Consider the following 23,189-nt stretch of genomic DNA (forward strand, 5'->3'; position numbering starts at 1 on the left):
TTGAACTTTCTCTGGACCACAAGCGACTTGATGGCGGCCATGCACGGCCGTCCGATGGGAACCCTGCCCGAGGGCATCACCGGCATTTCCATCGACAGCCGTTCTCTCGGCAAGGGCGAAGCGTTTTTCGCCATCAAGGGAGACCGCGTCGATGGGCATGACTATGCCGGTATCGCAATGGCCAATGGTGCTGCGCTTCTTGTGGTCAGCGAAGCCAAGCTTCCGGCACTCGGGCGGCTGCATGGACCGATGATCGTTGTCGATGACGTGCTGGAGGCGATGGTACGGCTTGGTTGTGCGGCGCGCGATCGCAGTGCCGCCAAGATCATCGCCGTTACAGGATCGGTCGGCAAGACCACGACCAAGGAGATGCTGCGGCACATGCTTGAGCCATCGGGCCGGGTGCATGCATCCGTCGCGTCGTTCAACAATCACTGGGGCGTGCCGCTGACCCTGTCGCGCATGCCTGAAACCACTGATTTCGGCATTTTCGAAATCGGCATGAACCATGCCGACGAAATCCGGCCGCTGGTAAAGATGGTGCGGCCGCATGTGGCCATCATCACCACGATCGCCGCCGCCCATCTCGGCAATTTCAAGGATATTGAGGAAATCGCCGCCGCCAAGGCTGAAATCATGGAAGGCCTCGTCGATGACGGCCACGTGATCCTCAATCGCGACAACGAACAGTTCGCCACACTGGAAAAGGCTGCAAACGCGCTCGGTGTAGCCCATGTGCACAGCTTCGGCAGCAGCGCCAAGGCCGATTTCCGCATGGTCGAATATGCAGGCGGCTCTGAAGGCGGCGTGCTGTGGGCCGCACTCGACGGCAAGACATTGGAAATCCAGATGGGTGCGCCAGGGCGTCATATCGCCGAGAACGCGCTATCGGCTCTCGGAGCGGCCAGCCTCGTCGGCGCCGAAATGGATGCCGCCATTGCCGCGCTCGCAACGCTTCAACCCGAAAAGGGGCGTGGTGCCCGCCATCGCCTTTTGATCGGTGCCGGAACGTTTGTGCTGATCGACGAAAGCTACAACGCCAATCCCGCTTCGATGCGGGCTGCGATCTCGCTTCTGAAAGACACGGCCCTGCCTGATGGTGGGCGCCGGATCGCCATTCTCGGCGACATGCTGGAAATGGGTGAGGCCACCAGCGACATCCATGCCGAACTGGCCGCTCCGCTGGTCGAGGCCGGTATTATCGATATCTGGCTCGCCGGAGAAGAAATGGCGCATCTGCGCGATGCGTTGCCAGACGGCACACGTGTCGAATACCGCGCGGCGGTCGATGAACTGAAGGAATTTGCGCTCGGCGCCATCGCCCCCGGGGATGTGGTGATGATCAAATCGTCGAAGGGCACGGGCTGCGGCAGGATCGTTTCAGCTCTTCTGGAGACATATCCGGCCTCTGCAAGTCCGGATCGCGCTGAATAAAGACAGGACAAGGCATTCTTCGCCGCTGTTCTATGCTGACACTTTTGATAGGACGCAGTTATCCTTCCATCAGGTGATTCTGATGGATGAATCTGCAACGAACCTTTGGGGAAAGGTCCCTCATGCTCATCTGGCTTGTCGAACTGGCGGACCATTTTCAATTCTTCAACCTGTTCCGCTACATTACGTTCCGGACGGGCGCCGCCCTGTTCACCTCGGCATTGATCGTTTTCCTGTTTGGGCCGCGGATGATTTCGTCGCTGCGCGTACGCCAGGGACGCGGCCAGCCGATCCGCGCGGATGGCCCGCAGACCCATTTCAAGAAGGCCGGTACGCCGACCATGGGCGGTTTGATGATCCTCGCCGGTATCGTCGGCAGTTCGCTGCTCTGGGCCGACCTTTCCAGCGTCTACGTCGTCTCGACGCTGCTGGTGACGCTGGGTTTCGGCGCCATCGGCTTTTACGACGATTATCTGAAGGTGACGAAACAGTCCGACAAGGGCTTTTCCGGCAAGGCGCGGCTGGGCATCGAATTCCTCGTGGCAGGCATTGCCGTCTTCTTCATGATGCGGACGGCGCTTTCGGCCGGCTTGGCTGGTTCGACTTTCGGCTCGTCGCTGACATTCCCGTTCCTCAAGGATTTCACGCTTAATCTCGGCTATTTCTTCATCCTGTTCGGTGGCTTCGTCATCGTCGGCGCCGGCAATGCGGTCAACCTGACCGATGGCCTCGATGGTCTTGCCATCGTACCGGTGATGATTGCTGCAGCCTCCTTCGGTGTGATCGCCTATCTCGCCGGCAACGCGGTGTTTGCAAACTACCTGCAGATTCATTTCGTGCCTGGAACCGGTGAACTCGCCGTCATCCTCGGAGCGGTGATCGGGGCTGGGCTCGGATTCCTGTGGTTCAACGCTCCGCCGGCCGCTATCTTCATGGGCGATACCGGTTCGCTGGCGCTCGGCGGCCTGATCGGCACGGTCGCCGTTGCCACCAAGCACGAAATCGTCATGGTCATCATCGGCGGCCTGTTCGTCATGGAAACCCTGTCGGTGATCATCCAGGTCTTCTGGTTCAAGCGCACCGGCAAGCGCGTTTTCCTGATGGCGCCGATCCATCACCATTTCGAAAAGCTCGGCTGGACCGAAAGCCAGGTGGTGATCCGCTTCTGGATCATAGCCGTTATCCTCGCCATGGTCGGCCTTTCGACCCTGAAGCTGCGGTAAGAAAAGATGATCCCGGTCACCACATTCAGCGGCAAGAAGGTCGCCCTGTTCGGGCTCGGCGGTTCGGGCCTTGCGACCGCGCAGGCGCTGGTTGCCGGTGGCGCCATTGTCACGGCGTGGGACGACAATCCCGACAGCGTCGCCAAGGCATCCGCTGCAGGGATCGGTACCGGTGATCTCCATCAGGCGAACTGGGCGGATTTCTCCGCCTTCGTCCTGTCGCCCGGCGTGCCCCTGACCCATCCAAAGCCGCATTGGACCGTCGATCTTGCCCATGCCGCCGGTGTCGAGATCATCGGCGATGTCGAACTGTTCGTGCGCGAGCGGAGGATCCATGCGCCGGATTGCCCGTTCATCGCCATCACCGGCACCAACGGCAAATCGACCACCACGGCACTGATCGCTCATATTCTGAAATCGAGCGGCCGCGATACGCAGCTCGGCGGCAATATCGGCACGGCGGTGATGACGCTCGATCCGCCGGCGCCGAACCGGTTCTACGTCGTCGAATGCTCGTCCTACCAGATCGATCTGGCGCCGACGATCAACCCGTCCGCCGGCATATTGCTCAACCTGACGCCCGATCATCTCGACCGGCACGGCAGCATGGATCAATACGCTGCAATCAAGGAACGATTGATTGCTGGTAGCGACACGGCGATCGTCGGCGTCGATGACGTCTACACCGAAGCAATCGCCGACCGGGCGACGCTTGCCGGACACCGCGTCATCCGCATCGCCCGCCACCGGGCGCTTGGAGAAGGCCTTTATGCCGACGGAACGCGCGTCATGCGCGCCGAAGGTGGCCTGGCGACCATTGTTGCCGATCTCGACGGTATCGCAACGCTGCGCGGTAATCACAATGCGCAGAATGCTGCGGCGGCGATAGCGGCCTGCATGTCGGTTGGCGTATCCGAACGCGAAATCCTTGCCGGACTATCGTCTTTTCCGGGATTGAAACACCGCATGCAGCCGGTCGGCCGCAAGGGCAATGTCATCTTCGTCAATGACAGCAAGGCTACCAATGCCGATGCGGCGGCGCCCGCTTTGTCGAGCTATGAGCGGATCTACTGGATTGCCGGCGGCCTGCCCAAGGAGGGCGGGATCGCCTCGCTGTCGCCATTCTTTGCGAAGATTGCCAAGGCCTATCTGATCGGCGAGGCCGCACCGGCCTTCGCGGCGACGCTTGGGGAAACGGTTCCTTTTGAAATTTCCGGCACGCTGGAGCGGGCGGTGGCCCATGCCGCAGCCGATGCGGAGCAGGAAGAGGCGGCACAATCCGCAGTCATGCTGTCCCCGGCTTGCGCAAGCTTCGACCAGTATAAGAACTTTGAAGTGCGTGGCGATGCGTTCGTGAGCCATGTCGCTGCGATCGATGGCGTGACGATGCTGATATGAGGGTGACGACCCTGACTTTGAGATACTGGCGCCGGACGCGCCGTTGAAGGGGACGAAGAAATGGTAAGCCGTGCCGAACGTGGCCCCGTGGCCGACTGGTTCTGGACGATCGACAGGTTCTTCCTGGCGACCTTCATTCTATTGATGGGCATCGGTTTCATGTTGTCCTTCGCGGCAAGCCCGGCGGTGGCCGAGCGGCTTAATCTCGACAGCTTCCATTTCGTCAAGCGCCACGCGGCCTTCTTGCTGCCGTCGCTGGCGGTGATGATCGGTATCTCCTTCATGTCGCCGCGGCAGGTGCGCCGCACCGCGATGATCCTGCTTCTGGCATCGCTCGCCATGATGGTTCTGGCACTGTTTTTCGGGGCCGAGGTCAAGGGCTCGCGCCGCTGGATCTCGCTCGCCGGGTTGTCGGTGCAGCCGTCCGAATTCATGAAGCCGGCTTTCGTCGTCGTCTGTGCCTGGCTGTTTTCCGAACATGCCCGCCAGCCGGAAATTCCCGGCAACCTTTTTGCCATCCTGTTGTTCGGCATTGTCGCGGCACTTCTGGTAGCCCAGCCGGACCTGGGCCAGACGATCCTGACCACCGCCGTCTGGGGCGGCATGTTCTTCATGGCCGGCATGCCGTGGCTGTGGATCGTCGTTCTCGGCGGCTCCGCAGTCGGCGGCCTTGTGGTTGCCTACACTCTCTTGCCGCACGTGGCAGGCCGTATCGACCGGTTCATGACCGGCGAGGGCGATACGTTCCAGGTGGATACGGCGCTGCAGGCGATCATTCGTGGCGACTGGTTCGGCCAGGGGCCGGGCGAGGGCATCGTCAAGCGGATCATTCCCGACAGCCATACCGACTTCATCTTCTCGGTCGCGGCCGAGGAATTCGGTATCGTCTTCTGTATGGTCATCGTGCTGATCTTCGCCTTCCTTGTCATGCGGGGCCTCAGCCACGCGTTTCGCGAGCGCAATGATTTCACCCGTTTTGCCGTTGCCGGCCTGGTGCTGCAGATCGGCATCCAGTCGATGATCAATATCGGCGTCAATCTGCAGTTGCTGCCAGCCAAGGGCATGACCCTGCCGTTGATCTCCTACGGCGGTTCGTCCATGGTGGCGATCTGCGTGACGGCAGGATTCATCCTGGCGTTGACCCGCCATCGTCCGGAAAAGCGCGCTGTCGAGCGTAGCCTGTTTCGCTCCGGCATGGGCGTTCCGGCCGAATAGGCCGGTGGAATAAGGACTGAACATGACCAAAGGCATTATAATGCTCGCCGCCGGTGGTACCGGCGGCCATCTGTTTCCGGCGGAAGCGCTGGCGCACGAATTGAAGGCGCTCGGCTATTCCATTCATCTGGTAACGGACAGCCGGGCAGAGCGTTTCGCCGGCAAGTTTCCGGCCGATGAAATCCACGTCGTACCGTCGGCGACGATCGGCTCGAAGAACCCGCTGAAAGTGGCGTCATCGCTGTGGACGCTCTGGTCGGGTATGCGCATCGCCCGCCGGCTGATGGCGAAGGTGCGGCCGAAGGTCGTCGTCGGCTTTGGCGGTTATCCGACAATTCCTCCCTTGCTGGCTGCAACCGGCATGGGCATTCCGTCGATGATCCACGAACAGAATGCCGTCATGGGCCGCGCCAACAAGGCGCTTGCCAACCGCGTGCGGGCGATTGCCGGCGGGTTTCTGCCGGAAACCGACGGTCCCTATGCGGCAAAGACGGTGACAACGGGCAACCCGGTGCGTCCTGCGGTTCTGGAAGCGGCGAAGGTTCCCTATCAGGCATCCGGCGAAGGCGAAGAGTTTCGCCTTGTCGTGTTCGGTGGCAGCCAGGGTGCACAATATTTTTCCAAAACAGTCCCGACCGCGATCAGTCTGCTCGACGACAATTTGAGACGGCGGCTGAGGATTACGCAACAAGCGCGCGCCGAAGACATGCCGATGGTCGAGGGCTGTGTCGCCAAGCTTGAGATGAATGCGGATATCGCGCCCTTTTTCACCGACATGGCTGACCGGATCGCCAAGGCGCATCTTGTGATCTGCCGTTCGGGCGCCTCGACGGTTTCGGAAATCGCGGTGATTGGCCGTCCGGCGATCCTGGTGCCTTATCCCTATGCGCTGGATCACGATCAGGCAGCCAATGCCGCAGCGCTGGCGGCCACCGGCGGCGCCAAGGTCATCGTCCAGGCCGACCTCTCACCGGATAAACTCAGCAAGATCCTGACCGGGGCGATGACCAACCCGGACAAGCTCGCTACGATGGCGGCAAACGCCAAACAGGCTGGCAAACCCGATGCCGCGCGCTTGCTTGCTGCCATGGTTGAAGCTATTGCCAGCGGTTCGACGATTGCACAGTTCAAGGAAACACGCTCATGAAGATGCCGCAGACAATCGGCCTGGTCCATTTCATCGGTATCGGCGGTATCGGCATGAGCGGTATCGCCGAGGTGCTGCACAATCTCGGCCACAGGGTTCAGGGTTCCGACCAGTCGGACAGCGCCAATGTCCAGCGCCTGCGTGACAAGGGCATCGAGGTCTTTGTCGGCCACAAGGCCGAGAATATCGGCGAGGCCGAAGTCGTCGTCGTTTCGACCGCCATCAAGAAGAGCAATCCGGAACTGATCGCGGCGCGCGAAAAGCTGCTGCCGGTGGTGCGCCGTGCCGAAATGCTCGCCGAACTCATGCGCTTCCGCAATGCCATCGCCATCGGCGGCACGCACGGCAAGACCACGACGACGTCGATGGTCGCGACGCTGCTTGAGGCAGGCGGTCTCGATCCGACCGTCATCAACGGTGGTATCATCAATGCTTACGGCACCAATGCCCGCATGGGCGAGGGCGAGTGGATGGTGGTCGAGGCCGACGAATCCGACGGCACCTTCCTGAAACTGCCCGCCGACGTGGCTGTCGTCACCAATATCGATCCGGAGCATCTCGATCACTACGGCAATTTCGATGCCGTGCGCGAAGCCTTCCGCCAATTCGTCGAGAATGTGCCGTTCTATGGTTTTGGCGTCATGTGTCTCGATCATCCCGAAGTCCAGACGATGGTGTCGAAGATCGAAGACCGCAAGGTCATCACCTACGGCGAAAACCCGCAGGCCGACGTGCGCTTTTCCAACATTCGCATGGACGGCGCCACGTCGGTGTTCGATGTCGAGATCCGCCGGCGCCGCACCGGCAAGGTAATCCAGATGCAGGATTTGCGGTTGCCGATGCCGGGGCGCCACAACGTTTCGAACGCTACCGCAGCGATTGCTGTTGCGCAGCGTCTCGGCATTTCGCCGGAGGACATTGCAAAGGGGCTCGCGTCGTTTGCCGGCGTCAAGCGCCGCTTCACCTTCACCGGCGAATGGAACAATGTCCGCGTCTATGATGATTACGGTCACCATCCCGTCGAGATCAAGGCCGTATTGCGCGCTGCGCGCGAAGCCTGTCAGGGCCGCGTCATCGCCGTGCACCAGCCGCACCGCTTCTCGCGCCTGAACAGCCTGTTCGAGGATTTTTCCGCCTGCTTCAACGATGCCGACACCATCCTTCTGGCACCGGTCTATTCTGCTGGCGAAGAGCCGATCGAGGGTATTAATTCCCAGGAACTCGTCGCCCGTATCAAGGCCGGCGGCCATCGCGACGCGCGGTTCATCGAAGGTCCGGAAGCAATCGCGCCGATTATATCGGCCATTGCACAACCCGGTGACTTTGTGGTTCTCTTGGGGGCTGGCAGCATCACCTATTGGGCGGCCGCACTTCCGAAGGAACTCGCAGGCATTTCAGGAAATTCCGCATGAAACAGGTACACGGAGAAAAGTTGCTCGCCTCTCTGGGGGACAGCGTCAAGGAATTGCGCGGACGTCTGACGCCGGACGCGCCGATGGACCGGGTCACCTGGTTTCGCGCCGGCGGTCTTGCCGAGCTGATGTTCCAGCCGCATGATGCCGACGACCTCATCGCCTTCCTGAAGATTCTGCCCGCAGAAGTGCCGGTCATGGTCGCAGGCGTCGGCTCCAACCTTCTGGTCCGCGATGGCGGTATTCCGGGTGTCGTCATCCGGCTGTCCGCCAAGGGTTTTGGCGATGTGGAGCTTGTCTCCGAGACGCGGGTCAAAGCCGGAGCGATCTGCCCGGACAAGAACCTTGCAGCGATGACGCTTGATCACGGCATTGGCGGTTTCGCCTTCTACTACGGCATTCCCGGCACGATCGGCGGTGCGCTGCGGATGAACGCCGGTGCCAATGGCGGTGAGACGCGCGAGCGGGTCGTCGAGGTTCATGCGGTCGACCGCAAGGGTAATACACATGTGCTTTCCAATGCCGACATGGGCTACAGCTACCGTCATTCGTCGGCGCCCAAGGACCTGATCTTCACCCATGCGGTTTTCGAAGGCTATCTCGAAGACAAGGCCAAGATTCGCGCCGACATGGATGCGGTGCGCCAGCATCGCGAAACCGTGCAGCCGATCCGCGAAAAGACCGGCGGTTCGACGTTCAAGAATCCGCAGGGTCATTCCGCTTGGAAACTGATCGACGAGGCCGGCTGCCGTGGCATGTTGATCGGTGGCGCTCAGATGTCGCCGATGCACTGCAATTTCATGATCAACACCGGCCAGGCGAGCGGCTACGAACTCGAATATCTCGGCGAGACCGTGCGCCAGCGCGTGTTTGAAACCTCGGGCATTTCGCTCGAATGGGAAATCAAGCGCATCGGCACCTTCATGCCGGGATACGAGGTCAAGGAATTTTTGGGTGAACTGACAGCCTGAGCTGCCCAATGCCCTGATATGAAAAAGCCGCCGCAGAGTGATCTGCAGCGGCTTTTTTGTGTTTGACGTTGCTGAAGCTCAGACTTCATCCTTGCCCGAAAGCAGGATGCAGATCAGCGTGATCACGGCTGCCGCGCCGAGATAGTAGCCGACATAGGCCATGCCGTAGTTCACCTGCAGCCAGGTCGCGGCGTAGGGAGCAAGCGAGGCTCCGAAAATGCCGGCAAGGTTAAAGGTGATCGACGAGCCGGTGTAGCGCACATTGGTCGGGAAGGGGGCTGCAAGCGCCGTACCGATCAGGCCATAGGTCAGGCCCATCAGGGCCATTGCAATGATTGCAAAGACGAAGATAGCGCCTTCGCCCGATGTCATCAGGCCGTTCAGGAAGAACGAGAAGATGCCGATCAGGACGGTCGTTGCGATCAGCACCTCGCGGCGGCCGAAGCGTTCGGCCAGCTTGCCGGCGATCGGGATGAAGATGCCGAACATGACTGAGCCGACGATCTGGATTTCCAGTGCATCGAGGAACGGGATCTTCAGGACCTTGACGTTGTAGGAGAGCAGATAGGCCGAGCCGATATAGAACAGCACGAAGGTCGCCAGCGCCACGAAGGTGCCGAGGAACAGGCTGCGCTTGTGGTTGCGGAACAGTTCCATGACAGGCACATCGACGCGTTCATGCTTGTCTATGGCCTTCTGGAACGCAGGCGTCTCGGTGATCGAAAGGCGTACCCACAGACCGACGGCGATCAGGATGATCGAGGCAATGAACGGGATGCGCCAGCCCCAGCTGAGCAACTGCTCCTGGGTCATCAGGTGCAGTAGCAGCCAGAAGGCGCCAGACGACAGGAACAGGCCGACAGGGGCGCCGAGCTGCGGGAACATGCCGTACCAGCTGCGCTTGCCTTCCGGAGCGTTTTCCGTGGCGAGCAGGACGGCACCGCCCCATTCCCCACCGAGGCCAAAGCCCTGACCGAAGCGGCACAGCGCCAGCAGGAGCGGTGCGATCACGCCGATCTGCTCGTAGGTGGGCAGAAGGCCGATGATGACCGTCGAGACACCCATGGTCAGAAGAGCTGCCACCAGCGTGGTCTTGCGGCCGACACGGTCGCCGAAATGACCGAACACGACGGCGCCGAGCGGGCGTGCGAAAAAGGCGATCGAAAAGGTCGCGAAGGAAGCCAGAAGTGCGGTTGTCGGATCGGTGTTCGGGAAGAACAGCGCCGGGAACACCAGCACGGCGGCGGTGGCGTAAACGTAGAAGTCGAAGAATTCGATGGTCGTGCCGACCAGGCTTGCCAGAAGAACGCGGGCCGGCGAATTGAGCGGGCCCTTGTTCAACGGCGCTGCCGTCGGCGACGTGGAGAGTGTGTCGCTCATTGTCATGTGTCCGTGTTGGAAATGTTGTTGCTGTCTTGGGAGGCAGCTGCCCGGCTTTAACGCAGGCGGACCGGCAATAAAACCCTTCGAGCGCAACTATAGGCAAGATTTTCCGGACTTCCTGTCGCAAAAGTGTCGCTGATACCGCCGTTGGATTGCAAAGATTTTCATCACGGCGATCAAAAATGCGTCCGGGGCGTTTCTCTTTGCGCGCAATCCTTGACCAGAATCGAATTGTGGCAAATCTTGGGTTGTGTACCCGGCAACCGGGTGCGGCAAACAGGCTTGGATGCGCATGTGTTTCCATCAGGGGGCTGATGGAGGCGCGGACGGTGCGTATCAGGCACTTTTGGAGCATTTGCTCCGTTTGAAGGGGAAACCATGTTCAAGAAGCTTTCTGCTGAATTTTTAGGGACGTTCTGGCTTGTGTTCGGCGGCTGCGGCAGTGCTGTGCTGGCGGCGGCCTTTCCGGAAGTCGGTATCGGCTTGCTCGGTGTCTCGTTTGCTTTTGGCTTGACCGTTTTGACCATGGCCTATGCGGTCGGCGGCATTTCGGGCGGCCATTTTAATCCTGCGGTGTCGGTTGGCTTGACGGTTGCCGGCAAGTTTCCGGCCTCTTCGCTTCCTGGTTACATCATTGCCCAGGTGGCGGGCGGCATCGTTGCGGCTGCGGCTCTTTACCTGGTTGCCAGCGGCAAGGCTGATTTCCAGCTCGGTGGTTTTGCCGCCAATGGTTACGGCGAACATTCGCCGGGCGGTTATTCGCTGACCTCGGCCCTGGTCATCGAGGTGCTTTTGACCGGCTTCTTCATCTTCATCATTCTGGGCGCCACCCATGGCCGCGTCCCGGTCGGCTTTGCGCCGATTGCCATCGGTCTGACACTGACCCTGATCCACCTGATCTCCATCCCGGTCACCAACACCTCGGTCAATCCGGCCCGCTCGACAGGTCAGGCTTTGTTTGTTGGCGGTTGGGCGTTGCAGCAGTTGTGGCTGTTCTGGCTTGCTCCAATCGTCGGTGCGGCCATCGGCGCCATTGTCTGGAAAATTGTCGGCGAAGACGACTGAGGCGCCGCCATCTGCCATATCTCGCTTACGAAGGGCCTCGCGCAAACCGCTGCGGGGCCTTTCCATTTTATCACGCCTGTCGTCGGCCTTTTCTCTTGCAGAACCATTAACACTCTGATTCTAAGCGATGAATCGAAGTGCGGATATGAGTCGGCGCGAAATATTTTACCCATGTCTTGGATAGGGTTAACCAAAGTAAACGGTTCATTAACTATAATGCCGCTCTAGTGGAGCTGCGCCTGACGGACGCGACTCGTCTGCGTCAACAAGCTAGGCGCAAGCGGCGATTTGTATGGCTGGCGTAATGTCGGGGGTTTTTATGAGTGGTAAGCATGTAGCTGTCCTGATGGGCGGATTTTCTTCGGAGCGGCCTGTCAGCCTGTCTTCCGGGGCTGCGTGCGCCGATGCGCTGGAGGCCGAGGGCTACCGCGTCACCCGAATCGACGTCGATCGCAATGTTGCATCCGTTCTTGCTGATCTGCATCCCGATCTGGCCTTCAATGCGCTGCACGGTCCTTTCGGCGAAGACGGCACGATCCAGGGCATCCTTGAATATCTTCAGATTCCCTATACGCATTCCGGCGTCCTTGCTTCGGCCCTGGCCATGGACAAGGCGCAGGCGAAGCTCGTCGCCAGTGCTGCCGGCATCCCTGTCGCGGAAGCGCGCGTGATGGATCGCCATGATTTTGGCTCCGATCATCCGATGAAGCCGCCCTATGTCGTCAAGCCTGTTCGCGAAGGCTCCAGCTTCGGCGTGGTGATGGTCAAGGAGGATCAATCGCATCCGCCGCAGATCGTCACGTCGAGCGAGTGGCGCTATGGCGACCGGGTGATGGTCGAGCGCTATGTGTATGGCCGCGAGTTCACCTGTGGCGTCATGGGCGACACGGCGTTGGGGGTCACGGAAGTGATACCGCAGGGACACGCCTTCTACGATTACGATTCAAAGTATGTGAAAGGCGGTTCAAAACACGTCATTCCGGCGGATGTTTTACCAAATATTTACCAAAAAATACAAACACTCTCAGTCATGGCGCATCAGGCGATTGGATGCCGCGGCGTAAGCCGCTCCGACTTCCGCTTCGACGACCGTTTCTCTGCAGAAGGAGAGCTTATCTGGCTGGAGGTCAATACCCAGCCTGGCATGACTCCCACCTCTCTGGTGCCTGAAATGGCTGTTCATGCTGGCCATACGTTTGGTGAATTCCTCAAGTGGATCGTGGAGGACGCGTCGTGTTTGCGTTGAGAGGCAGGAAAGCAGGTAGGGCGCGGGCTCCGCTGGAAGCGGCTGATCTTGATGGTCAGCGCGTTCTGCCAAGGCCGCTGCGCCGCGCCGTGCGTTTTCTCGTCAGTCTCGGGACGGGCCGCATCCACTTCGTGCCGTATACCGGCACTGTATCCGCCGTCGCATTCTTCGCTGCGACCGGTTTCTACGGCATGTCGCTCGGTGGTCACAGCCAGGATTTCGCCCAGACGACCACCACGGCCGTCGGTTTCGCGATCGAAGACGTCAAGGTATCCGGCAATGACCAGACCTCGGAAATCGACATCCTTCAGCAGCTGGGTCTCGATGGTGCAACCTCGCTGGTTGCCCTCGACATCGGCGCGGCGCGCAAGCTGATCAGCGAAATGCCCTGGGTCGAGGATGTTGCGGTACGCAAGGTCTATCCGGGCACGATTGAAGTCAATCTCAAGGAGCGCAAGGCGTTCGGCATCTGGCAGCACGGTTCCGATCTGTCGCTGATCGAGGCAAGCGGCAGCGTGATCGCGCCGCTGCGTGACAATAAATTCTCCGAGCTGCCGCTGTTCGTCGGCCGCGATGCCGAGACCACGGCTGCCGCATTCTACGCCCGATTTGAACAATGGCCGGAAATCAGCAAGCGCGTCAAAGCCTATGTCCGCGTTGCCGGCCGCCGCTGGGATCTGATCCTGGACAATGGCATCAACATCAAGCTGCCCGAGCACGATCTCGACCGCGCCATGCAGGTGTTGTCGACGATGGAAGAGGGGCAGCAATTGCTCGAACGCGATATCGCAGCGGTCGATCTCCGGTTGGAGGATCGCACCACGGTTCAGTTGACCCCCGAAGCCGCTGCCCGCCGCCAGACCGTTCTGGAAGCCCGCACGAAGATGTTGAAGAAGCAGGAAAAGGAAGGCCGTACATGAGCATCTTCGGCTCCTCGAATTTTGGGCTGCCGCGTCTTAAGCCGCTTTCTTCCAAGCGGTCGCATGTCGTATCCGTGCTCGATATCGGCTCAACCAAGGTGGTCTGCATGATCGGCCGCCTGACGCCGCGCGCCGAAAGCCAGATACTGCCGGGCCGGACCCACTCGATCGAGATCATCGGCATCGGTCACCACAAGTCGCGCGGCATGAAGAACGGCGTGATTGCCGATCTCGACGCCGCCGAAAGCGTCGTCCGTCTCGCTGTCGATGCCGCCGAGCGGATGGCTGGGCTGACCATCGACAGCCTGATCGTCAACATTTCCGCCGGCCGCCTGCAGAGCGATATCTACACAGCGTCCATCGATCTCGGTGGCCAGGAGGTCGATGCTGCCGACCTGAAGAAAGTTCTGGCGGCTGCCGGCCAGCAGTCGCTGCGCCAGGACCGCGTCATTCTGCATTCGTTGCCGACCGGTTTTTCGCTCGACGGCGAGCGCGGCATCCGCGATCCGCTGGCGATGTTCGGCGATTCGCTTGGCGTCGACATGCACGTGCTGACGGCGGAGCGCGCCGCGCTGAAGAACCTCGAACTCTGCATCAACCGCGCCCATCTTTCGGTCGAAGGCATTGTTGCGACGCCTTACGCAAGCGGCCTTGCGGCTTTGGTCGATGACGAAGTCGAACTCGGCTGTGCCGCCATCGACATGGGCGGCGGCACCACGACGATCTCGGTGTTTGCCGAGGGCAAGCTGGTTCACGCCGACGCGATCAGCCTTGGTGGCCACCACGTCACGACAGATCTTGCACGCGGTCTTTCGACCCGCATCGAAGATGCCGAGCGACTGAAGGTCGTTCACGGTTCGGCGCTGCCCAACAGCGGCGACGAGCGCGATATCGTGTCCGTTCCGCCGATCGGCGAGGACGACCGCGATCAGCCGACCCATGTGCCGCGTGCACTCGTCTCGCGCATCGTGCGGGCCCGCATCGAAGAAACACTGGAACTCATCCGCGACCGCATTCAACGGTCCGGCTTCTCGCCGATCGTCGGCAAGCGCGTCGTTCTAACGGGTGGAGCTGCGCAACTGACCGGTCTGCCGGAGTCGGCGCGCCGCATTCTCGCCCGCAACGTTCGCATCGGCCGTCCGCTCGGCGTCTCCGGACTGCCGGCGGCAGCCAAGGGGCCGGCCTTCTCGACGGCCGTCGGCCTGATGATCTATCCGCAGGTCGCGGACATGGAAACACATGCGGCGCAGGGCGGTCTGCTCTCGTCGCTTGCAGGAAACAACAGCCGTATCGCCCGCATGGGCCAATGGCTGAAGGAAAGCTTTTGAGCCCTTCGGCCTGACGGCTGACGGGATGCAATACGGGATTTAGTGATTTGGCCGGCGCGGCAAGGCGGCCAGAAACCAGGAAGGAACGGGTACAATGACGATCAACTTGCAAAAGCCGGATATCACCGAGCTGAAGCCCCGCATCACCGTCTTCGGTGTCGGCGGCGGCGGCGGCAATGCTGTCAACAACATGATCACCGCAGGCCTTGAAGGCGTCGATTTCGTCGTCGCCAATACCGATGCCCAGGCGCTGACCATGACCAAGGCTTCGCGCATCATCCAGATGGGTGTTGCCGTAACCGAAGGTCTGGGCGCCGGATCGCAGCCGGAAGTCGGCCGTGCGGCGGCTGAAGAGTGCATCGATGAGATCATCGATCATCTGAATGGCACGCACATGTGCTTCGTCACTGCCGGCATGGGTGGTGGTACCGGTACCGGTGCTGCTCCGGTCGTTGCCCAGGCTGCCCGCAACAAGGGTATCCTGACGGTCGGCGTCGTCACCAAGCCGTTCCACTTCGAAGGCCAGCGCCGTATGCGTCTCGCCGACATGGGCATCCAGGAACTGCAGAAGTCCGTCGACACCCTGATCGTCATTCCCAACCAGAACCTGTTCCGGATCGCCAATGACCGCACCACGTTCGCCGACGCGTTCGCCATGGCCGACCAGGTTCTCTACTCCGGTGTTGCCTGCATCACCGACCTGATGGTCAAGGAAGGCCTGATCAACCTCGACTTCGCGGACGTTCGTTCCGTGATGCGCGAAATGGGCCGCGCCATGATGGGCACGGGCGAAGCATCCGGTGAAGGCCGCGCAATGGCCGCTGCCGAAGCTGCGATCGCCAATCCGCTGCTCGACGAAACCTCGATGAAGGGCGCTCAGGGCCTGCTGATCTCGATCACCGGCGGCCGTGACCTGACCCTGTTCGAAGTCGATGAAGCAGCCACCCGCATCCGCGAGGAAGTGGATCCGGACGCCAACATCATCCTCGGCGCCACATTCGACGAAGAACTCGAAGGTCTCATCCGCGTTTCGGTCGTGGCAACGGGTATCGATCGGACTGCCGCGGAGGTGGCTGGTCGTTCCGCTGACTTTCGTCCGGTAGCAGCCAAGCCGATCATTCGCCCGTCCATCGCGATCCCGGCAGCGCCGGTCCAGCAGACAGTTGCGGTTCAGCAGCAGCCGGCTCCGGTTGCGCAGCAGCCTGCCGTTCAGCAGCAGGCCGCCCAGCCGGTCCAGCAGACCAGCGATACGATCGCCGAAGCCATCCGTGCAGCCGAACTCGAACGCGAACTGTTCCTGTCGATGCCGCGCGGTGGTGCAGCTGCACCGGTTCAGCAGGCCCAGGACGATTTCCGTCCGCAGAGCAAGCTTTTCGCAGGTGCCGCACCGGTCGAACAGCAGCCTGTCCTTCAGGCGGCTCCGGTCCAGCGGTCCATCGAGACGCCGGTCTACCAGCAGCCGGTTGCCCAGGCTCCCGTTCGCCAGGAGCCCGTCGCTCCAGCGATCCGCCAGCAGGCCGAACAGGTCCGCATGCCGCGCGTCGAAGACTTCCCGCCTATGGTGAAGGCTGAAGCCGAGCACCGTGCACAGCCGGTCCAGCATGAAGAGCGCGGCCCGATGGGCCTGCTCAAGCGAATCACCAATTCGCTGGCACGCCGCGAGGAAGAAACGCATGATGTCGCGGCGGACATGACGGCCGGTGCACCGGCAGCGGCCTCGCAGCAGCGCCGTCCGCTGTCGCCCGAAGCCAGCGTTTATGCGCCGCGCCGGGCTGCTCCTCTCGATGACCGTGCCCGCGCTGCCTCGCAGCCGCGTGTACACGAAGACGATCAGCTCGAAATCCCGGCATTCTTGCGCCGCCAGTCGAACTGATTTTCTTGCCCACCTTCCTCCTTGCCGAAATGCCCGGGTTTGCGCCCGGGCATTTTTTATGAATTAGTGAATTCTTTCAGTATCTAAGCGCCGCGTAACAAAGCGAAAGAAACAGTGATTTGGAATGACGGCCCAGTGCAATTATCTTCACGATCAGGACTGATGGGACAGCATTGCGATTCTAACCGCGAAAGCTTGCATATCGGACCGGATGGCGACGGCAACGGCTCGCTTTCCGAATGAGTGTCTTGCGGCTTTGGAAACGTCCGGCTCTGGTCTCATCGAAACATTCGGCGGCAACGCCACGCAGTATTTGAAGGCGATTAGCATGGGACTGGGAATTGGACTGCTTGGGTTTCAGACAACGATTGCACACTCTGTAACTCTGAGCGGCACGGGCGTACATTCTGGCGCCGAGGTAGCAATCACCTTTCATCCGGCGGAAGCAGACAGCGGCATCGTTTTTCAGCGTGTCGTCGGCGAACAGACGATCAGCGAATTCAAGGCGGTTTCCTCGCAGGTCGGCAATACTGATCTGTGCACCATCCTTGGTTTTTCGCCTGCCACCTCGATCGCCACGATCGAACATGTGATGGCGGCGATCTACGCGCTCGGCCTCGACAATCTTCTGATCGAAGTGCAGGGCGCTGAAATGCCGATCATGGATGGCAGCTCGGCTCCGTTCATCGAGGCTATCGAGCAGACCGGCATCAAGGCGCTTTCGGTCAAGCGCCGCTACATCCGCATCCTCAAGCCTGTCCGTATCGAATCAGGTGCTTCCTGGTCGGAATTCACGCCTTATGACGGCATGCGCTTCGAAGTGGAGATCGATTTCGATAGTCCGCTGATCGGCCGTCAGGCCTGGAAGGGTGATATCACGCCTTCGGTGTTCAAGACGGAATTGTCGCGGGCCCGCACCTTCGGTTTCATGCGCGATGTCGAGCGCATGTGGGCCGCCGGCCGCGGTCTTGGTTCGTCGCTGGAAAATTCGGTCGTCATTGCCGATGACAACACGGTCATCAATATGGAAGGCCTACGCTACAAGGACGAGTTCGTTCGCCACAAGACGCTGGACGCCGTGGGCGACCTGGCTTTGGCCGGTGCACCTTTCATCGGCTGCTACCGTTCCTATCGCGGTGGCCACAAGATGAATGCCAATGCGCTGAAGGCGCTGATGAGCGATCCGACGGCCTACGAAATCGTCGAGAATGCCCCGCAACGTCATCGCCAGGCGCCACGTGAAGCCGTTGCGGTCAACGCGCCGTAATGCGCAGCCATTTGTTCCTGAAAGGGAAATCTGGTCCGATGTTTGATAAGAGCCGGTCTTTTGACCGGCTTTTTCATGATAAGACTGCCACAAAATTGCGTTAATCAATCATCATGACATTGCGGTCTTGTTGCATCTTGATCTAAAACGCGGTTCATAGGCGGCGGTATTCTTACCGGCGCGGGAGTTGGGATTTACGAATGGTAATTGCAGGCCAGTTTGAATTGAAAAAGATGGCACGTGTTGTTGTCATCGCGCTTGCGGCTTCCGCGACCAGCGTGTTGATCACCGCCTGCCAGAACGATCCCGACATCGACATCACCAAGCTGACCGCAGAGACGGATCCGCCGGAAGTGCTCTACAATCAGGGTCTTGCCAACCTGAATGCGGGCAAGACCACCGAAGCGGCGCGCAAGTTCGATGCGATCGACCAGCAGCATCCCTTCTCCGAATATGCGCGCAAGGCGCTGGTCATGCGCTCCTTCGTCAATTACCGCAACGGCCAGTATCAGGACGCCATCAATGGGGCGAGCCGCTACCTGAACCTGTATCCTGAATCCGAAGACGCAGCCTATGCGCAATATATCGTCGGCCTTGCCTATTCCAAGCAGATCCCGGCGGTGACGCAGGACCAGAAGCCGGCCTTCAAGACCATCGAGGCGATGCAGGCGGTCATTACCAAATATCCTGATTCCGAATATGTCGAAGACGCGCAAGCCAAGCTGCGCTATGCCAAAGACCAGCTGGCCGGCAAGGAAATGCAGATCGGCCGCTACTATCTCGAGCGCAAGGAATATCTGGCAGCGATCACGCGCTTCCGATCGGTGGTCGAATCCTATCCGAATACCAATCAGGTCGAGGAAGCGCTGGCGCGCCTGGTGGAAACCTATTTCGCCATGGGCATCACCGCCGAGGCGCAGACCGCAGCGGCTGTTCTGGGACGCAACTATCCTGACAGCCAATGGTATGCCGACAGCTACAAGCTGCTGCAGAGCGGTGGTCTTGAGCCGCGTGAAAATGGCAATTCGTGGATTTCGCGCGCAGGCAAGAAGCTTTTGGGCGCCTAGCGCATGTCGCGGAAAAGCGCGCAGCGGTTTTACGGTAACGATATGCGCAGTCAAAGACCTAAAGCGCATGGAGCGAATCTGAGGAATCGCGCTGCGCTTTAGATCAGGACCCAAGGCGAAGAGATTTGAACCGGGATGCTCTCACAGATTTCGATCCGCGATATCGTCCTGATCGAACGGCTTGATCTGTCCTTCGATGCCGGACTGTCCGTGCTCACAGGCGAAACCGGGGCAGGGAAATCCATTCTTCTCGATAGCCTGTCGCTGGCGCTTGGCGGCCGGGGCGATGGTTCGCTGGTTCGCCACGGCGGCGACAAGGGGCAGGTGACGGCGGTCTTCGATGTCGGCATGAGCCATCCGGCCCGGCTTCTCATCCGCGAAAACGGCATCGACGATGATGGCGAGCTGATCTTCCGCCGGGTGCAATCGGCCGATGGTCGCACCAAAGCCTATGTCAACGACCAGCCGGTTTCCGTGCAGCTGATGCGCCAGGCAGGCCAGCTGCTGGTCGAGATTCACGGCCAGCACGACGACCGCGCCCTTGTCGATACCCACGCCCATCGCACCCTTCTCGATGCCTTCGGCGGTTTGGCCGAGGAGGCGCAGTCCGTCGCCGGCCTCTACCGCATCTGGAAGGATGCCGAGCGGACGCTGAAAAAGCACCGTGACAAGGTGGAAGCCGCTGCCCGCGAGGCCGATTATCTGCGCTCTTCCGTCGAGGAACTGGAAGCCCTGTCACCACAGGATGGCGAGGAGGACGATCTGGCCGAGCGCCGCTCGCGGATGATGAAGGCCGAGCGTATTGCCGTCGATATCAACGAAGCAAGCGAATTCCTCAACGGCAATGGCTCGCCTGTGCCTCTGATCGCTTCGATGGTGCGCAGGTTGGAGCGCAAGAGCCACGAAGCGCCGGGGCTTCTCGAAGAGACCGTCGAACTGCTGGATGCTGCACTCAACCAGCTTTCCGACGCCCAGATGGCTGTCGAGGCGGCGCTGCGGAAAACCGAATATGATCCGAAGGAACTTGAGCGGGTCGAGGAGCGGCTGTTTGCGCTGCGCGCCGCCGCCCGCAAATATTCCGTACCGGTGACGACGCTGCCAGCGCTTGCCGTCCGGATGATCTCCGATCTCGCCGATCTCGATGAGGGCGAAGAAAAGCTGAAACAGCTGCAAACCCAACTCGGCCTGACCAAGGGCGCTTTTGATGCCGCGGCGGCGGCACTCTCCGCCAAGCGCCACAATACGGCAACGGCACTGTCTGACGCTGTCATGGCAGAGCTTCCGGCGTTGAAGCTCGAACGCGCCCGTTTCATGGTGGAAGTCACCACCAATCAGGATGCGGCGGCTGCCGAAGGCATCGATGTGATCGAATTCCACGTCCAGACCAATCCGGGTACCCGGCCCGGGCCGATCATGAAGGTGGCGTCCGGCGGCGAGCTATCGCGCTTTCTGCTGGCGCTGAAGGTGGCGCTCGCCGATCGCGGTTCGGCCCCGACGCTGGTTTTCGACGAAATCGACACCGGCGTCGGTGGCGCGGTCGCCGATGCCATCGGCCAGCGGCTGAAGCGGCTGTCGAAAACCGTGCAGGTTCTTTCCGTTACCCACGCGCCGCAGGTGGCAGCGCGTGCCGCAACGCATCTTTTGATTTCCAAGGGACCTTCGGCGGAAAAGGCCGAAACGATCTCCACCCGCGTCGCCCGCATGGACGACAAGGCCCGCACCGAAGAGATTGCCCGCATGCTGGCCGGCGCCTCGGTGACCGACGAGGCGAGGGCGGCTGCAGCGCGGCTGTTGGCGGGGAACGTGTAGTTTTTACCCTCCCCTTGAGGGGGAGGGTCGGCACGGAGTGCCGGGGTGGGGTGATCCTTTGTGCTCACCTAACGATCACCCCACCCGCGCGTTCCGCGCGACCTCCCCCTCAAGGGGAGGTGGTTTTCACCATCTTCCCATTCTGCGAAAATTCTCTAAAACGACTCTCAAATCAGGAGTTTCCGCATGTCGACCGTATCCACTGCCGTTGAAGATTTGACGCTTGAAGATGCGGTTATCGAGCTGGAACGGCTGGCTGGCGAACTGGCCCATCACGACGGGCTCTATCACGGCAAGGATGCACCGGAGATCTCGGATGCGGACTATGATGCGCTGAAGCGGCGAAACGAGGAGATCGAGGCGCGTTTTCCGGAGTTGGTCCGCTCCGATAGCCCGTCGCGCAAGGTCGGTGCAGCGCCATCCGGCATCTTCCAGCAGATCACCCATGCCCGGCCGATGCTGTCGCTCGACAACGTGTTTTCCGACGAGGACGTGCGGGACTTTATCGGTAGCGTCTACCGGTTTCTCGGCCTGCTGCCCGACAATTCGATTGCCTTTACGGCAGAGCCGAAGATCGACGGCCTGTCGATGTCGCTGCGCTATGAGAACGGCAGGCTGATCAGCGCCGCGACGCGTGGCGACGGCACGACGGGGGAAAACGTCACCGCCAATATCCGCACCATCAAGGAAATCCCGCAGACCCTGCCAGCCGATGCGCCTGCGATCGTCGAGGTTCGCGGTGAAGTCTACATGGGCAAGAGCGACTTTCTGGCACTCAACGAGCAGATGGTGGCAGAGGGCAGGCAGACCTATGTCAACCCGCGCAACACGGCGGCCGGATCGCTGCGTCAACTCGATCCAACGGTCACTGCCAGCCGCAAGCTGAAATTCTTCGCCTATGCCTGGGGTGAGATTTCCGAGATGCCGGCCGATACTCAGTCCGGGATGGTCGCGGTATTCAAGCGCTGGGGGTTCCCGGTCAATCCGCTGACGCAACGTCTGTCTTCGATCGAGGCTATTCTCGAACACTATAATGACATCGGGCTGAAACGCCCCGATCTCGACTACGATATCGACGGCGTCGTCTACAAAGTCGACCGGCTGGACCTGCAGCAGCGCCTCGGCTTTCGCTCGCGCTCGCCGCGCTGGGCAACGGCCCACAAGTTTCCGGCCGAGCAGGCGTTCACCACTGTCGAAAATATCGACATTCAGGTGGGCCGCACCGGTGCCCTGACGCCGGTGGCGCGGTTGACACCGGTGACTGTCGGCGGTGTGGTCGTGACCAATGCGACGCTGCACAATGCTGATTATATCGAAGGCATCGGCAATGGCGGCGAGCGCATCCGCGAAGAGGATCACGATATCCGTATCGGCGATACCGTCATCGTCCAGCGAGCAGGGGATGTTATCCCGCAGGTGCTGGATGTGGTGATGGAGAAGCGCTCGGCGACGGCTGAGCGGTATCAGTTTCCGAAGATGTGTCCGGTCTGCGGCAGCCATGCCGTGCGCGAGAGAAACGAAAAGACCGGCAAGCTCGATTCCGTCACACGCTGCACCGGCGGGTTCGTCTGCCGTGCGCAAGCGGTCGAGCATCTGAAGCACTTCGTCTCGCGCAATGCTTTCGACATCGAGGGACTGGGCTCGAAGCAGATCGGTTTCTTCTTCGAGGCCGACGATCCGGCACTGTCGATCAAGACCGCGCCCGACATCTTCACGCTGGAAAAGCGGCAGAACGCCTCGGCGCTGACCAAGCTCGAAAATATCGACGGGTTCGGCAGGGTCAGTGTCCGCAAGCTTTATGACGCGATCAATGACCGGCGCCAGGTGGCATTGCACCGGCTGATCTATGCGCTTGGCATCCGCCATGTCGGCGAAACCACGGCGAAGCTTTTGGCGCGCTCCTATGGCAGCTATGCGGCGTTCGCGGATGCGATGAAGGCCGCCAGTGATATCGCCTCGGAAGCTTGGAGCGACCTGAATACGATAGACGGTATCGGCGATGTCGTTGCCCGCGCGATCGTCGAGTTCTTCAAGGAACCGCGCAACATGGATGTGGTGTCGCGCCTCTTGGAGGAGGTGACGCCGCAGGATGCCGAAGCGCCGGTTGCAAGCTCGAGCCCGGTCGCCGGCAAGACCGTCGTTTTCACCGGATCGCTGGAAAAGATGACGCGCGACGAAGCCAAAGCCATGGCCGAACGGCTGGGCGCCAAGGTCGCGGGCTCCGTGTCGAAAAAGACCGATCTTCTGGTCGCAGGCCCCGGCGCCGGCTCGAAACTTGAAAAGGCCCGCGAACTCGGCGTCGAAACCACCGATGAGGACGGCTGGTTTGTCCTAATCGGTGGGTAATACCCATTCCTTTGCCTTAAGAGCTTTCCCCGTTCCCCTGTCTTCTCTATGACGGCTGCCAGATTTGTGACAGTTTCGTGACAAC

The 23,189-nt window shown here is 60.6% G+C and carries 17 protein-coding genes; 16 read left to right on the forward strand and 1 reads right to left on the reverse strand.

The features are described from left to right. The 7 genes from ACP7E6_RS02695 (at position 1) to murB (ending at position 8,800) form a co-directional block, all read left to right on the forward strand. Positions 1 to 1,434 carry a UDP-N-acetylmuramoylalanyl-D-glutamyl-2,6-diaminopimelate--D-alanyl-D-alanine ligase gene (locus ACP7E6_RS02695; protein WP_426227652.1) on the forward strand — a complete coding sequence of 478 codons (1,434 nt, stop codon included), beginning with the start codon at positions 1 to 3 and terminating at the stop codon, positions 1,432 to 1,434. A gap of 122 nt (positions 1,435 to 1,556) precedes the next feature. Beyond that, positions 1,557 to 2,657, forward strand: a complete 1,101-nt coding sequence (gene mraY / locus ACP7E6_RS02700; RefSeq protein ID WP_426227654.1) for a phospho-N-acetylmuramoyl-pentapeptide-transferase — start codon at positions 1,557 to 1,559, stop codon at positions 2,655 to 2,657. A gap of 6 nt (positions 2,658 to 2,663) precedes the next feature. Continuing rightward, positions 2,664 to 4,055 (forward strand): UDP-N-acetylmuramoyl-L-alanine--D-glutamate ligase, encoded by a 1,392-nt coding sequence (gene murD, locus ACP7E6_RS02705; RefSeq protein WP_426227656.1) that lies wholly within the window; start codon positions 2,664 to 2,666, stop codon positions 4,053 to 4,055. Positions 4,056 to 4,115: 60 nt separating this feature from the next. Further along, positions 4,116 to 5,270, forward strand: coding sequence for a putative lipid II flippase FtsW (gene ftsW / locus ACP7E6_RS02710; RefSeq protein WP_113243327.1), 1,155 nt, complete (start codon positions 4,116 to 4,118; stop codon positions 5,268 to 5,270). Positions 5,271 to 5,292: 22 nt separating this feature from the next. Then, positions 5,293 to 6,417 carry an undecaprenyldiphospho-muramoylpentapeptide beta-N-acetylglucosaminyltransferase gene (murG, locus tag ACP7E6_RS02715; protein WP_426227659.1) on the forward strand — a complete coding sequence of 375 codons (1,125 nt, stop codon included), beginning with the start codon at positions 5,293 to 5,295 and terminating at the stop codon, positions 6,415 to 6,417. Next, on the forward strand, positions 6,414 to 7,829 hold the full coding sequence (gene murC / locus ACP7E6_RS02720; protein ID WP_426227660.1) for a UDP-N-acetylmuramate--L-alanine ligase: 1,416 nt from the start codon (positions 6,414 to 6,416) through the stop codon (positions 7,827 to 7,829). Before murG ends, murC begins: the two co-directional genes overlap by 4 nt. After that, entirely contained in the window at positions 7,826 to 8,800 is a 975-nt protein-coding gene (gene murB, locus ACP7E6_RS02725) for a UDP-N-acetylmuramate dehydrogenase (protein WP_426227662.1), read from the forward strand. The genes murC and murB overlap by 4 nt, the downstream gene beginning before the upstream one ends. Positions 8,801 to 8,878: 78 nt before the next feature. Here the strand turns inward: murB and ACP7E6_RS02730 are convergent, their stop codons facing one another. After that, positions 8,879 to 10,186, reverse strand: coding sequence for an MFS transporter (locus ACP7E6_RS02730; protein WP_426227664.1), 1,308 nt, complete (start codon positions 10,184 to 10,186; stop codon positions 8,879 to 8,881). Between the two features lie 375 nt (positions 10,187 to 10,561). Between ACP7E6_RS02730 and aqpZ the strand changes: the two genes are divergently transcribed. The 9 genes from aqpZ (at position 10,562) to ligA (ending at position 23,104) form a co-directional block, all read left to right on the forward strand. Then, positions 10,562 to 11,248: an aquaporin Z gene (aqpZ, locus tag ACP7E6_RS02735; protein WP_426227666.1), complete on the forward strand. Its 687-nt coding sequence runs from the start codon at positions 10,562 to 10,564 to the stop codon at positions 11,246 to 11,248. A 319-nt stretch (positions 11,249 to 11,567) separates the two neighbouring features. After that, positions 11,568 to 12,494 carry a D-alanine--D-alanine ligase gene (locus ACP7E6_RS02740; RefSeq protein WP_426227667.1) on the forward strand — a complete coding sequence of 309 codons (927 nt, stop codon included), beginning with the start codon at positions 11,568 to 11,570 and terminating at the stop codon, positions 12,492 to 12,494. Continuing rightward, positions 12,482 to 13,414, forward strand: coding sequence for a cell division protein FtsQ/DivIB (locus ACP7E6_RS02745; protein WP_426227669.1), 933 nt, complete (start codon positions 12,482 to 12,484; stop codon positions 13,412 to 13,414). The genes ACP7E6_RS02740 and ACP7E6_RS02745 overlap by 13 nt, the downstream gene beginning before the upstream one ends. Then, on the forward strand, positions 13,411 to 14,742 hold the full coding sequence (gene ftsA, locus ACP7E6_RS02750; RefSeq protein WP_426227671.1) for a cell division protein FtsA: 1,332 nt from the start codon (positions 13,411 to 13,413) through the stop codon (positions 14,740 to 14,742). Before ACP7E6_RS02745 ends, ftsA begins: the two co-directional genes overlap by 4 nt. Positions 14,743 to 14,836: 94 nt before the next feature. After that, positions 14,837 to 16,615 carry a cell division protein FtsZ gene (gene ftsZ, locus ACP7E6_RS02755; protein ID WP_426227673.1) on the forward strand — a complete coding sequence of 593 codons (1,779 nt, stop codon included), beginning with the start codon at positions 14,837 to 14,839 and terminating at the stop codon, positions 16,613 to 16,615. A gap of 334 nt (positions 16,616 to 16,949) precedes the next feature. After that, the gene (gene lpxC / locus ACP7E6_RS02760; protein WP_426228526.1) at positions 16,950 to 17,882 is read left to right on the forward strand and encodes a UDP-3-O-acyl-N-acetylglucosamine deacetylase; all 933 of its coding nucleotides are present in this window, start codon (positions 16,950 to 16,952) and stop codon (positions 17,880 to 17,882) included. A 233-nt stretch (positions 17,883 to 18,115) separates the two neighbouring features. Then, positions 18,116 to 18,949 (forward strand): outer membrane protein assembly factor BamD, encoded by an 834-nt coding sequence (locus tag ACP7E6_RS02765; RefSeq protein ID WP_426227675.1) that lies wholly within the window; start codon positions 18,116 to 18,118, stop codon positions 18,947 to 18,949. A 135-nt stretch (positions 18,950 to 19,084) separates the two neighbouring features. Continuing rightward, positions 19,085 to 20,758, forward strand: coding sequence for a DNA repair protein RecN (gene recN, locus ACP7E6_RS02770; RefSeq protein ID WP_426227676.1), 1,674 nt, complete (start codon positions 19,085 to 19,087; stop codon positions 20,756 to 20,758). A gap of 186 nt (positions 20,759 to 20,944) precedes the next feature. Beyond that, the gene (gene ligA / locus ACP7E6_RS02775; protein WP_426227678.1) at positions 20,945 to 23,104 is read left to right on the forward strand and encodes an NAD-dependent DNA ligase LigA; all 2,160 of its coding nucleotides are present in this window, start codon (positions 20,945 to 20,947) and stop codon (positions 23,102 to 23,104) included. Positions 23,105 to 23,189: the final 85 nt, after the last annotated feature.

Source organism: Pararhizobium sp. DWP3-4, assembly GCF_049898205.1.
Lineage (GTDB): Bacteria > Pseudomonadota > Alphaproteobacteria > Rhizobiales > Rhizobiaceae > Pararhizobium.

Bases quoted from the DNA above. Each gene is read 5' to 3' on its own strand.
- ftsZ (WP_426227673.1), top strand. From the start codon at position 14,837: ATGACGATCAACTTGCAAAAGCCGGATATCACCGAGCTGAAGCCCCGC.
- murC (WP_426227660.1), top strand. From the start codon at position 6,414: ATGAAGATGCCGCAGACAATCGGCCTGGTCCATTTCATCGGTATCGGC.
- ftsA (WP_426227671.1), top strand. From the start codon at position 13,411: ATGAGCATCTTCGGCTCCTCGAATTTTGGGCTGCCGCGTCTTAAGCCG.
- ACP7E6_RS02765 (WP_426227675.1), top strand. From the start codon at position 18,116: ATGGCACGTGTTGTTGTCATCGCGCTTGCGGCTTCCGCGACCAGCGTG.
- ACP7E6_RS02730 (WP_426227664.1), bottom strand. From the start codon at position 10,186: ATGACAATGAGCGACACACTCTCCACGTCGCCGACGGCAGCGCCGTTG.
- ftsW (WP_113243327.1), top strand. From the start codon at position 4,116: ATGGTAAGCCGTGCCGAACGTGGCCCCGTGGCCGACTGGTTCTGGACG.
- mraY (WP_426227654.1), top strand. From the start codon at position 1,557: ATGCTCATCTGGCTTGTCGAACTGGCGGACCATTTTCAATTCTTCAAC.
- recN (WP_426227676.1), top strand. From the start codon at position 19,085: ATGCTCTCACAGATTTCGATCCGCGATATCGTCCTGATCGAACGGCTT.
- murD (WP_426227656.1), top strand. From the start codon at position 2,664: ATGATCCCGGTCACCACATTCAGCGGCAAGAAGGTCGCCCTGTTCGGG.
- murB (WP_426227662.1), top strand. From the start codon at position 7,826: ATGAAACAGGTACACGGAGAAAAGTTGCTCGCCTCTCTGGGGGACAGC.
- aqpZ (WP_426227666.1), top strand. From the start codon at position 10,562: ATGTTCAAGAAGCTTTCTGCTGAATTTTTAGGGACGTTCTGGCTTGTG.
- murG (WP_426227659.1), top strand. From the start codon at position 5,293: ATGACCAAAGGCATTATAATGCTCGCCGCCGGTGGTACCGGCGGCCAT.
- ligA (WP_426227678.1), top strand. From the start codon at position 20,945: ATGTCGACCGTATCCACTGCCGTTGAAGATTTGACGCTTGAAGATGCG.
- ACP7E6_RS02740 (WP_426227667.1), top strand. From the start codon at position 11,568: ATGAGTGGTAAGCATGTAGCTGTCCTGATGGGCGGATTTTCTTCGGAG.